Source organism: Oceanibium sediminis, assembly GCF_003265325.1.
Taxonomy (GTDB): Bacteria; Pseudomonadota; Alphaproteobacteria; order Rhodobacterales; family Rhodobacteraceae; genus Halovulum; species Halovulum sediminis.
In genome coordinates, this window is sequence record NZ_QGNX01000002.1 from 469,029 (window position 1) to 481,691 (window position 12,663).

At 62.8% G+C, this 12,663-nt stretch carries 8 protein-coding genes; all 8 read right to left on the bottom strand.

Features of this window, described 5'->3' with window-relative positions; genetic code table 11:
- Positions 1-567: 567 nt before the first annotated feature.
- The gene (rpoC, locus tag DJ029_RS07735; protein WP_112322011.1) at positions 568-4,788 is read right to left on the bottom strand and encodes a DNA-directed RNA polymerase subunit beta'; all 4,221 of its coding nucleotides are present in this window, start codon (positions 4,786-4,788) and stop codon (positions 568-570) included.
- Positions 4,789-4,876: 88 nt separating this feature from the next.
- Positions 4,877-9,007 (bottom strand): DNA-directed RNA polymerase subunit beta, encoded by a 4,131-nt coding sequence (rpoB, locus tag DJ029_RS07740; protein WP_112321771.1) that lies wholly within the window; start codon positions 9,005-9,007, stop codon positions 4,877-4,879.
- 241 nt (positions 9,008-9,248) lie between these two features.
- Positions 9,249-9,626, bottom strand: coding sequence for a 50S ribosomal protein L7/L12 (gene rplL / locus DJ029_RS07745; RefSeq protein WP_112321772.1), 378 nt, complete (start codon positions 9,624-9,626; stop codon positions 9,249-9,251).
- A gap of 84 nt (positions 9,627-9,710) precedes the next feature.
- Entirely contained in the window at positions 9,711-10,229 is a 519-nt protein-coding gene (rplJ, locus tag DJ029_RS07750; RefSeq protein WP_112322012.1) for a 50S ribosomal protein L10, read from the bottom strand.
- Positions 10,230-10,489: 260 nt separating this feature from the next.
- On the bottom strand, positions 10,490-11,191 hold the full coding sequence (gene rplA, locus DJ029_RS07755; RefSeq protein WP_112321773.1) for a 50S ribosomal protein L1: 702 nt from the start codon (positions 11,189-11,191) through the stop codon (positions 10,490-10,492).
- Positions 11,192-11,194: 3 nt separating this feature from the next.
- Complete coding sequence (rplK, locus tag DJ029_RS07760) at positions 11,195-11,623, bottom strand: 50S ribosomal protein L11 (RefSeq protein WP_112321774.1); 429 nt, start codon at positions 11,621-11,623, stop codon at positions 11,195-11,197.
- Between the two features lie 104 nt (positions 11,624-11,727).
- Positions 11,728-12,261 carry a transcription termination/antitermination protein NusG gene (gene nusG / locus DJ029_RS07765; protein WP_112321775.1) on the bottom strand — a complete coding sequence of 178 codons (534 nt, stop codon included), beginning with the start codon at positions 12,259-12,261 and terminating at the stop codon, positions 11,728-11,730.
- 201 nt (positions 12,262-12,462) lie between these two features.
- A complete protein-coding gene (gene secE / locus DJ029_RS07770) occupies positions 12,463-12,660 on the bottom strand; it encodes a preprotein translocase subunit SecE (protein ID WP_112321776.1) in 198 nt (65 codons plus the stop codon).
- Between the last annotated feature and the right edge of the window lie 3 nt (positions 12,661-12,663).

A 12,663-nucleotide genomic window follows, 5' to 3' on the forward strand; every position in this document is an offset into this window, starting at 1 on the left:
ACCCGGTGGTGCAAAAAGCCGAAATCGCCGCAAGCGGGTTCCCTACCTGGGCCCGAAGCGACTGAATTCCAGAGGACCGAGGGGACACTCCCTGGGTCATGACCGCCAATTATGGCTATATTGTCGGGACGGGACGGAACCCCTCCTAGAGCGCGCGGAACGTAGGCTTCTGCCCGCCGCCTGTCAACAGCATATTCATCGTTTTGCGCAGCACCTGCCCCGGGGGGCGGCGATACTTGCACCGATAGCGTATATCCGTCGAAATATCAAGCAGTTAACCAAGACGGGAGGTCGCAGGGACAATAGTCCTGAATCCGCGCCCGGGACGGCGATTCCGGCTGGAATTGCCCCTGTTTCCACCCCCGCCCCGCGGGCAGGCAGAATCCCCGGGGCTTGCGCGCATCCCGGGCGGGGAAGCTGGCGGGGGATTCTCCGCGGAAGAGCGGCGATGCCGCAGGGCCCTGCCCGTCTTGCCGTTCCTCGGCCAGTCACGATGAAGGGCAGGAAACGAAAAACCCCGGCGGATCGCTCCGCCGGGGTTTGGTGTTCAGGTGCCGAACGAACGGATCACTCCGCTGCGGGGCTATCCTCGGGCACGCTGACGAGGTCGGACTCCGACGGAGCCTCCAGCGCGGCAGCGGCTTCTGCCTCGGCCTTGCGCTCCTCGATGATCTTGGCGTCGCGGCTTGCGGCCACGCGCTTGATCTCGTGGGTGGCACGGCCCGTACCCGCGGGGATCAGACGGCCCACGATCACGTTTTCCTTCAGGCCGATCAGCTTGTCCCGCTTGCCTTGCGTCGCCGCTTCGGTCAGCACGCGCGTGGTTTCCTGGAACGACGCAGCCGAGATGAACGAGCGGGTCTGCAACGACGCCTTGGTGATCCCCAGCAGGATCGGCGCGCCCTTCGCGGGCTCCCGTCCTTCGGCGACCGCCTTTTCGTTGGCCTCGTCGAACTCGATCTTGTCGACCTGCTCGCCCTTCAGAAGGATCGTGCCGCCGGAGTCCGAGATCTCCCACTTTTGCAGCATCTGGCGAACGATCACCTCGATGTGCTTGTCGTTGATCTTCACGCCCTGCAGGCGATAGACGTCCTGCACTTCGTCGATCAGGTAGTCGGCCAGAGCCTCCACACCCATGATCTGAAGGATGTCATGGGGGGCGGGGTTGCCATCCATGATGTATTCACCCTTCTGGATGAAGTCGCCTTCCTGCACGGGGATGTGCTTGCCCTTGGGTACCATGTACTCGACAGGCTCGGCACCTTCCTCGGTCGGAACGATCGAGATGCGGCGCTTGTTCTTGTAGTCCTTACCGAAATGCACGTTGCCGTCGATTTCCGCGATGATGGCATGATCCTTCGGACGACGGGCTTCGAAAAGCTCGGCCACACGCGGCAGACCACCGGTGATGTCCTTGGTTTTCGCACCTTCACGCGGGATCCGCGCGACCACGTCACCGGCCTTGACCTCCTGCCCGTCTTCGATGGACAAGATGGCGTCGACCGACATCGCGTAGGTGATCGGGTTGCCCGCATCGTTGCGCACGGGTTCGCCGTCCTTGCCGACCAGGATGATCTCGGGCTTCAGCTCGTTGCCCTTGGGGGCAGCGCGCCAATCCATCACGATCTTCTGGCTGATGCCGGTGGCATCATCAGTCTCGTCACGCACGGCAACGCCGGTGACCAGGTCCACGAACTTCGCAGTCGCATCCCGCTCAGCGATGATCGGCAGCGTGTAGGGATCCCACTCGAAGAGCTTGTCGCCACGCTCGACCGACTGGCCCTGCTTGACGTGGATCTTCGAGCCGTAGCCCATCTTGTACGAGGCCAGCTCGGCCCCGGTGTCGCCCTCGATGAACACTTCCATGTTCCGCGCCATGGCGATCTGTTCGCCATCCGCGTTCACAAGGATGTTCTCGCCGCGGAAGCCCACGGTCCCGGCCTGGCTGGTTTCCTGGAACGACTGGCTGCCGCCCTGCGCGATGCCGCCGATGTGGAAGGTCCGCATCGTCAGCTGCGTGCCCGGCTCCCCGATGGACTGCGCGGCGATGATGCCGACAGCCTCGCCCGGGTTCACACGGGTACCGCGTGCAAGGTCACGACCGTAGCACTGCGCACAGATCCCGTCTTCCGCCTCACACGTGAGGGGCGAGCGGATCAGGACCGTCAGCACGCCAGCCTCGTCGATCGCGTCCGACGAGCGTTCGTCCAGAAGCTCGCCACGCTTGGCCAGCACCTCTTCGGTGCCGGGGCGCAGCACGTCCTCGGCCACAACGCGGCCCAGGATACGCTCGGACAGGGACGAGACGACTTCGCCGTCGTTGATCGCGGCCTGCGCGGTGATCGCCCGCTCGGTGCCGCAGTCGTCGATCTTGACGATGCAGTCCTGCGCGACGTCCACCAGGCGGCGGGTCAGGTAACCCGAGTTCGCCGTCTTCAGCGCGGTATCGGCCAGACCCTTACGGGCGCCGTGGGTGGAGTTGAAGTACTCCAACACGGTCAGACCTTCCTTGAAGTTCGAGATGATCGGCGTTTCGATGATCTCTCCGTTCGGCTTGGCCATCAGGCCGCGCATGCCGCCCAGCTGCTTCATCTGCGCGGGCGAACCACGGGCCCCGGAGTGCGCCATCATGTAGACGCTGTTCGGCTCCATCTCGGCGCCGGCATCGTCCACTTTCATGGCGCTGATCTCGCCCATCATGGCGTCGGCCACCTTGTCGGAGGCCTGGGACCAGGCGTCGACCACCTTGTTGTACTTTTCGCCCTGAGTGATCAGGCCGTCCATGTACTGCTGCTCGAACTCTTTCACCTGGTCGCGGGTCGCGTTGACCAGTTCCCACTTGTCGTCGGGAATGACCATGTCGTCCTTGCCGAAGGAAATCCCGGCCTTGAACGCCTCGGTGAAACCGAGGGTCATGATCTGGTCACAGAAGATGACCGACTCCTTCTGGCCGCAATAGCGGTAGACGATGTCGATGACCTCGCCCACTTCCTTCTTGCGCAGAAGGCGGTTCACGATGGAGAACGGCGCCTTGAAGTTCTTGGGCAGCAGCGCGCCGAGGCGCAGGCGGCCGGGGGTGGTTTCAAACCGCTCCCAGACAGAGTTGCCCTCTTCGTCGATCTGCTCGACGCGCGCGGTGATCTTGGCGTGCAGGTGCACGACACCGGCGTTGAGCGCGTGCTCCACCTCCTCCAGCGAGGAGAAGGTCATGCCCTGGCCCTTCATACCCTCACGCATCAGCGTGATGTAGTAGAGGCCCAGGATCATATCCTGCGACGGCACGATGATCGGCTTGCCGTTGGCGGGCGACAGCACGTTGTTCGTGGACATCATCAGGACACGCGCTTCCAGCTGGGCTTCCAGCGAAAGCGGCACGTGCACGGCCATCTGGTCACCGTCGAAGTCGGCGTTGAACGCCGAGCAAACCAGCGGGTGCAGCTGGATCGCCTTGCCTTCGATCAGCACCGGCTCGAACGCCTGGATGCCAAGACGGTGCAGCGTCGGTGCGCGGTTCAGCATCACGGGATGCTCACGGATCACCTCGTCCAGGATGTCCCAGACCTCGGGGCGCTCCTTCTCGACCAGTTTCTTGGCCTGCTTGACGGTCGAGGACAGGCCCCGCGCGTCCAGCTTGGAATAGATGAAAGGCTTGAACAGCTCCAACGCCATCTTCTTGGGCAAGCCGCACTGGTGCAGCTTCAGTTCCGGCCCGGTCACGATAACCGAACGGCCCGAGAAGTCGACCCGTTTCCCCAGAAGGTTCTGACGGAAGCGGCCCTGCTTGCCCTTCAGCATGTCTGACAGCGACTTCAGCGGGCGCTTGTTGGCCCCCGTGATGACGCGACCGCGACGGCCGTTGTCAAACAGCGCATCGACGGATTCCTGCAGCATCCGCTTTTCGTTGCGGATGATGATGTCCGGCGCGCGCAGTTCGATCAGGCGCTTCAGGCGGTTGTTCCGGTTGATCACCCGGCGGTAGAGGTCGTTCAGGTCCGAGGTCGCGAAACGGCCACCGTCCAGCGGCACCAGCGGGCGCAGCTCGGGCGGGATCACGGGAACGACGGTCAGAACCATCCACTCCGGGCGGTTGCCCGACTCGCGGAAGTTTTCGACCAGCTTCAGGCGCTTGATGATCTTCTTGGGCTTCAGTTCGCCCGTCGCCTCGGCCAGTTCGTCGCGCAGCTTGGCGGCTTCGGCCTCAAGGTCGATACCGGCGAGCATTTCGCGGATCGCCTCGGCCCCGATACCGGCTCGGAACGCGTCGGCGCCATAGGCGTCCTCGGCATCCAGGAACTCTTCCTCGGTCATCATCTGGCCGTAGGACAGGTCCGTCAGACCGGGTTCGATCACGACGTAGTTCTCGAAATAGAGGATACGCTCAAGATCGCGCAGCGTCATGTCTAGCATCAGGCCGATGCGGGACGGCAGCGACTTCAGGAACCAGATATGCGCGACCGGCGCGGCCAGCTCGATATGGCCCATACGCTCACGGCGGACCTTCTGCAGCGTGACTTCCACGCCGCATTTCTCGCAGGTGACGCCGCGGTACTTCATGCGCTTGTACTTGCCGCACAGGCACTCGTAGTCCTTGATCGGGCCGAAGATGCGCGCGCAGAACAGGCCGTCACGCTCGGGCTTGAACGTGCGGTAGTTGATGGTCTCGGGCTTCTTGATCTCGCCGAAGGACCAGGACAGGATCCGCTCCGGGCTTGCCAGGGAGATCTTGATCTCGTCGAACGTGCGCAGCGGCTGGACCGGGTTGAACGGGTTCATCACTTCTTGGTTCATCACATGTACCTCGAAAATTTCGTAGGGTGGGCAGCTTCCTGCCCACCATCGGCGGAACGGGTGGGCAGAAAGCTGCCCACCCTACCCGTCACTCGGTTTCTTGATCCAAAAGCTCGACGTTCAGGCCCAGCGAGCGGATTTCCTTGACCAGAACGTTGAACGATTCCGGAACCCCGGCCTCGAAGTTGTCCTCGCCCTTGACGATGCTCTCGTAGACCTTGGTCCGGCCCGCCACGTCGTCCGACTTCACCGTCAGCATTTCCTGCAGGGTGTAGGCCGCGCCGTAAGCTTCCAGCGCCCAGACCTCCATCTCGCCGAAGCGCTGACCGCCGAACTGCGCCTTGCCGCCCAGCGGCTGCTGGGTGACCAGGCTGTAGGGCCCGGTGGAACGTGCGTGGATCTTGTCGTCGACCAGGTGGTGCAGCTTCAGGATGTACTTCACCCCGACCGTCACCTTGCGCGCGAACTGCTCACCCGTGCGCCCGTCATAGACCACGGACTGCCCGGACTCGTCGAACCCGGCACGGCTGAGCGCGTCGTTCACATCCGCTTCCTTGGCGCCGTCGAAGACCGGCGTCGCGATCGGCACACCGGCCGTCACGTTGCTGGCGGCTTCCACGAACAGTTCCTCGTCCATCTCGGAGAGGGCCTGCTCATAGACCTCATCGCCATAGGCAAGACGCATCGCTTCGCGCACCGGGGTCAGGTCGCCCTCACGCCGGTAGTCCTGCAACGCCTTGTCGATGTTGACGCCCAGGCCGCGCGCGGCCCAGCCCATGTGGGTTTCCAGGATCTGCCCGACGTTCATGCGCGACGGCACGCCCAGCGGGTTCAGCACCACGTCGACCGGGGTGCCATCCTCCAGGAACGGCATGTCCTCTTCGGGCACCACCTTCGAGATCACACCCTTGTTCCCGTGACGCCCGGCCATCTTGTCGCCCGGCTGCAGCTTGCGCTTCACGGCGATGAATACCTTGACCATCTTCATCACGCCCGGCGGCAGGTCGTCCCCGCGCCGAACCTTGTCGACCTTGTCCTCGAAACGGCGGTCGAGCGCGCGCTTCTGGATCTCGAACTGCGCGTTCAGCGCTTCCAGTTCGGAGGCGTCCTTTTCCTCGCCAAGGGCGAGCTGCCACCACTGGCCACGGCTGAGGCTGCTCAGGAGCGCCTCGTCGATGGTCGAGCCGGAGGCGACGCCCTTCGGGCCCTTCACGGCCTTCTTGCCGAGGATCAGGGTCTTCAGACGCGCGTAGATGTTGCGCTCAAGGATCGCCAGCTCATCGTCCCGGTCACGGGCCAGACGCTCGACTTCCTCGCGCTCGATCTGCAACGCGCGCTCGTCCTTCTCCACGCCGTGGCGGTTGAAGACGCGCACTTCCACGACCGTGCCGTAGTCGCCCGGCGGCAGACGAAGCGAGGTGTCGCGCACGTCGGACGCCTTTTCCCCGAAGATGGCGCGCAGAAGCTTTTCTTCCGGCGTCATCGGGCTTTCGCCCTTCGGGGTGATCTTGCCGACCAGGATATCGCCCGGACCGACTTCAGCACCGATATAGACGATCCCCGCTTCGTCGAGGTTGCGCAGCGCTTCCTCGCCGACGTTGGGGATGTCGCGGGTGATTTCCTCGGGGCCGAGCTTGGTGTCACGGGCCGCGACCTCGAACTCCTCGATGTGGATCGAGGTGAAGACGTCGTCTTTCACGATCCGCTCGGAGATCAGGATCGAATCCTCGTAGTTGTAGCCGTTCCACGGCATGAACGCGACGAGCACGTTCTTGCCGAGGGCCAGTTCGCCCAGGTCGGTGCTCGGACCGTCCGCGATGAATTCGCCCTTGGTTACGGTGTCGCCCACCTTCACCAGCGGACGCTGGTTGATACAGGTGTTCTGGTTCGACCGCTGGAACTTGCGCAGACGATAGATGTCCACGCCCGGATCGCCCGGCTCAAGATCGCCGGTCGCGCGCACAACGATACGCATCGCGTCCACCTGGTCCACGATCCCGGCCCGGTCCGCGGTGATCGCAGCGCCGGAGTCCCGGGCCACGATTTCCTCGATCCCGGTGCCCACGAAGGGCGCCTCGGCCTTGACCAGCGGCACTGCCTGACGCTGCATGTTCGAGCCCATCAGCGCGCGGTTCGCATCGTCGTTCTCAAGGAACGGGATCAGCGAGGCGGCGACGGACACCAACTGCTTGGGGCTGACGTCGATCAGGTCAACGTTCTCGACTGGGTTCAGCATGTATTCGCCGGATTTCCGGGTGCTGACCAGGTCGTTGATGAACTTGCCGTTCTCATCCAGCTGCGCGTTGGCTTGCGCCACGGTGTGGCGCATTTCCTCGGTCGCGGACATGTAGACGACCTCGTCGGTCACCTGCGCGTTCTCGACCTTGCGGTAAGGCGTTTCGATGAAGCCGTACTTGTTCACCCGCGCGAAAGACGCGAGGCTGTTGATCAGGCCGATGTTCGGCCCTTCCGGTGTTTCAATCGGGCACATCCGGCCGTAGTGGGTCGGGTGAACGTCGCGCACCTCGAAGCCCGCACGTTCGCGGGTCAGGCCGCCCGGTCCAAGGGCCGAAAGGCGGCGCTTGTGGGTGACTTCGGACAGCGGGTTGGTCTGGTCCATGAACTGCGAAAGCTGCGAGGAACCGAAGAACTCGCGCACCGCGGCAGCGGCGGGCTTCGCGTTGATCAGGTCCTGCGGCATCACGGTGTCGATCTCGACACTGGACATGCGCTCCTTGATGGCGCGCTCCATGCGCAGCAGGCCGACGCGGTACTGGTTTTCCATCAGTTCGCCGACCGAGCGCACACGGCGGTTGCCGAGGTGGTCGATGTCGTCCACTTCGCCCTTGCCGTCGCGCAGGTCCACCAACGCCTTGATGACGGCGATGATGTCCTCGTTGCGCAGGGTGCGCACGGTGTCGGGGGCATCCAGCGCCAGGCGCATGTTCATCTTGACCCGGCCAACGGCGGACAGGTCGTAACGCTCTGCGTCGAAGAACAGCTGGTCGAACAGGGCCGAGGCGGCCTCGACGGTGGGCGGCTCACCCGGACGCATCACGCGGTAGATGTCCATCAGCGCGGTGTCGCGGTTCAGGTTCTTGTCAACCGCCATGGTGTTGCGGATGTATGGCCCGACGTTGATGTTGTCGATGTCCAGAACAGGGATGTCCTTGACGCCCTGGTCCAGCAGCAGCTTCAGCGTGCCGCCCGAAACCTCGCCGTCCTTGTCGGTTTCCCAGGTCAGCTCGTCGCCGGCCTCGACCCAGATCTGGCCGGTTTCCTCGTTGATGATGTCCTCGGCCACGAAACGGCCGATCAGCGCCTCAAACGGGACGACGATATCGGGGATATCGCCGGCGTCCAGGATCTGCTTGACGGTGCGCGGGGTCACCTTCTTGCCGGCTTCGGCGATCACTTCGCCGGTCTTGGCGTTGATGATGTCATAGATCGGCTTGGTGCCGCGGATGCGCTCCGGGAAGAACTTGGTCGCCCATCCGCTCTTGTGCTTCTTGAAGGGTACGGTGTCGTAATACGCCTTCATGATGCCTTCCTGGTCCAGACCGAGGGCATAGAGAAGCGTCGTCACCGGAAGCTTGCGGCGGCGGTCGATCCGGGCGTGCACGATGTCCTTGGCGTCGAACTCGAAGTCCAGCCAGGAGCCGCGGTAGGGAATGATGCGGCTGGTGAACAGCAGCTTGCCCGAGGAATGGGTCTTGCCACGGTCATGGTCGAAGAACACGCCGGGCGAGCGGTGCATCTGGCTGACGATCACACGCTCGGTGCCGTTCACGACGAAGGTGCCGTTCTCGGTCATCAGGGGCATGTCGCCCATGAAGACGTCCTGCTCCTTGATGTCCTTGACCGACTTGGCGCCGGTGTCCTCGTCGACTTCGAACACGATCAGGCGCAGGGTCACCTTCAGCGGGGCGCTGTAGGTCATGTCGCGCTGCTGACATTCCTCGACGTCGTATTTCGGGGCTTCCAGCTCGTATTTCACGAACTCGAGCACGGAGGTCTCGTTGAAATCCTTGATCGGGAACACCGACTGGAACACGCCCATGATGCCGTCGCCGTCCGTCGGCGTGGGCTGGTCGCCGGAATTCAGGAACAGATCGTAGGAGGACTTCTGAACTTCAATCAGGTTGGGCATGTCCGCGACTTCGCGGATCTTGCCATAGAACTTGCGAATGCGCTTGTGGCCGGAATGGGTCTGAACCATGTGTCTCACGTACCTTTTTGCTCGACCTGCTCGCGCGCCGGGGCACCGCACGATCAGATCCTGCCAAGGGGCATGTCGGTCCCATCCTTGCGAGAGTTCCCAGCTCTCGCACCCGGACCATCTGCACCTTTTTCAACCGCCCGCACCGGGCACCTGAAAGAGACGCAAACAGGCCAGCCCCGGAATGATCCGGGACCGGCCGTTTTCTACTGGCGTAATACGCAGCCCAATGCGGACTGGATTACTTGAGCTCGACCTTGGCGCCAGCCTCTTCGAGCTTCTTCTTGATTTCCTCGGCTTCGGCTTTGGCAGCGCCTTCCTTGACGGCTTTGCCACCGGCTTCCACCAGGTCTTTTGCTTCTTTCAGGCCCAGGCCGGTGATGGCGCGGACTTCCTTGATGACGTTGATCTTCTTGTCACCTGCTTCAACCAGAATGACGTCGAATTCGTCTTTCTCTTCCTCAGCGGGACCTGCGTCACCGGCGGGACCAGCCATCATCACAGCGCCGCCAGCGGCGGGCTCGATGCCGTACTCGTCCTTGAGGAGTTGCTTCAGTTCAGATGCCTCGAGAAGGGTCAGACCAACGATCTCTTCGGCGAGTTTCTTGATATCAGCCATTTGTACGTTTCCGTTTCAGTTTTCAAGTGTGGGATCCGGTGTGCGTTTCGCGCATTCAACCGGCCCATCCGTTTCCTGAGTGACTTACGCCGCCTCTGCCCGTTCCTCGATCGTAGTAAGGATCGAGGCAATGTTGGCAGCCGGTGCGCCAATCGCGCCCGCGAGGTTGGAAGCCGGTGCGCCAAGAAGGCCGACGATATCCGCGATGAGTTCTTCGCGGGACGGCATGGCGGCAACGGCAGTAACACCTGCGCGGTCCAGAGGGTTTTCGCCCATAGCACCCCCAAGGATCACCAGCTTGGCGTTATCCTTGGCATAGGCCTCGGCCACTTTCGCAGCCGCGACGGGGTCTTCGCTATAGGCAAGTACCGTCTGACCCTGAAGCAGATCCGCGATGCTTGCGCTCGGGGTTCCTTCCAGGGCGATCTTGGCGAGCCGGTTCTTGGCGACACGGACCGAACCGCCTGCTTCACGCATGCGGGTCCGGAATTCCGTCATCTCAGCAACAGAGAGGCCAGCGTAGTGTGCAACCACAACTACACCAGAGTCCGTGAAGATCTGGCCGAGTTCCTCGACGACAGCTTCTTTTTGGGCTCTATCCACCTTATTGCTCCAGTTTATGGGGGTTTCCCCCCGGCTCATGTTCGCCCCGGACCGAGATCCGGGGCACTTCGGGTCCTTGGTACGGGTCCCGACCAAAATCGCCCGAGGTTGCCCCCTGACTGATCCTGTTCGCGCCCCGTCTCAGGCAGGGAATTAAGCCGGTAACCGGCACCCACCGTCTCGGACATGAAGGGGCGTCGCCGCCCCTTCGGGGATGGTGGGCACAGATTTGCCCACCCTACGGCCCGAAGGCCGATCTCTTACTCGGCGGAGGTCGCCTCGGCGACATCCACGGTGACGCCGGGGCCCATGGTCGAGCTCAGCGCGATCTTGCGCACGTAGGTGCCCTTGGCACCCGACGGCTTGGCGCGGTTTACGGCGGCAACGAATGCCTTCACGTTCTCGGCCAGCTTGCCAGCGTCGAAGGACGCCTTGCCGACACCGGCGTGCACGACACCGGCCTTCTCGGCCTTGAACTGCACTTCGCCGCCCTTGGCCGCTTCGACAGCCGCTTTCACGTCCATCGTCACGGTGCCGACCTTGGGGTTCGGCATCAGGTTGCGCGGGCCCAGGATCTTGCCCAGGCGGCCCACGACCGGCATCATGTCCGGCGTCGCGATGCAACGGTCGAACTCGATCTTACCGGACTGGATGGTTTCCATCAGGTCCTCGGCGCCGACGATGTCGGCACCTGCGGCAGTGGCTTCGTCAGCCTTCGGGCCACGGGCGAACACGGCGACGCGCACGTCCTTGCCGGTGCCGTTGGGCAGGCTGACAACGCCGCGCACCATCTGGTCGGCGTGACGCGGATCGACACCCAGGTTCATCGCGATTTCGACGGTTTCGTCGAACTTGGCGGTCGCCTGGGACTTGATCAGGGTGACAGCTTCTTCGACGGAAAGGTTCTGCTTGCCTTCGAAGGCAGCGCGGGCAGCAGTCTTCTTCTTGCTCATCTTCGCCATGACTTACCCTTTCACCTCGATACCCATCGACCGGGCGGAGCCCAGGATGATCTTCATCGCGCCTTCGATGTCGGTGGCGTTCAGGTCCTTCATCTTGGCTTCGGCGATCTCACGCACCTGCTTGACGGTGACATGACCGACAACCTCACGGCTGGGGGTCTTGGCGCCGGACTTCAGCTTCGCGGCCTTCTTCAGGTAGTAGGCGGCGGGAGGCGTCTTGATCTCCATCGTGAACGACTTGTCCACGTAGTAGGTGATCACGGTCGGGCACGGCGCACCGGGCTCCATTTCCTGCGTCTTGGCGTTGAACGCCTTGCAGAATTCCATGATGTTGATGCCGCGCTGACCCAGCGCCGGGCCCACGGGGGGGCTCGGGTTCGCTTTGCCTGCGGGCACCTGCAATTTCATCTTGCCGGCGACTTTTTTGGCCATGGTGGCCTCCTTTTCTCCATGCCGTGGGGGCGCGTCCCCCGCGGCTCTTCAATGGTGTGGTCCGGCGGTGCGACGCGTCGCCCTTACCTCCCACATACGGCACGTCAGGTCTGCTTGGAGACCTGCGTGAATTCCAGCTCGACCGGCGTTGCCCGGCCAAAGATCGACACGGTGACCTTCAGGCGTGCATTCGCCTCGTCCACATCCTCGACCATGCCGACCAGCCCCTCGAAGGGACCGTCGGTCACGTTCACGTTCTCACCCACATCGAAGGAGATCAGGGTGCGCGGACGCTCCGCCCCTTCCTCGACCTGGTTCAGGATCGCGCCGACCTCGGAGTCGCGCATCGGTACCGGCTTGCCCTGGGGACCCAGGAACCCGGTGACGCGATTCGTGCTGTTGATCAGGTGATAAGCCTTGTCGCTCATCTCCATCTGGACCAGCACGTAACCGGGCATGAAGCGCCGCTCGGTCTGCACTTTCTTGCCGCGCCGTACCTCGATCACTTCCTCGGTGGGAACCAGGACCTGCTTGATCTGCTCGGACAGCCCTTGCTGCTCGACAGCCTCACGGATCGATTCCGCCACCTTCTTCTCGAAATTGGAGAGGACGCTCACCGCGTACCAACGTGCCGACATCTGTGCTCTGATCCTCGGTCTAAACTTTGGGCCCGGCGCACCGGCCCGGCAATTCCTGTTGTTCTTCAGTCACTTGCCATTCGCCCAGCTGGTTTAGCGCCGAACAAAGAAGAGCGCGCAACCGAATCGCCGCACGCCCACTGATCCTGAGGAACCCGCGCGTCCTACCGCCCGGGGCCCGATTGATCAAGGGCGTTTACCTCAGGAGGCCAAAGAAATGTATGCTTCGAGCCCGAGGCGAATGATCTGATCCACGAAAAAGAAGAAGATCGCAAACACCGTGGACAATACGAAAACCATCGCCGTGGTCAGCATCGTCTCACGCCGGGTCGGCCAGACGACTTTCGACGTCTCGTTGCGTACCTGCTGCATGAACTGCAAGGGATTGGTCTTTGCCATCTT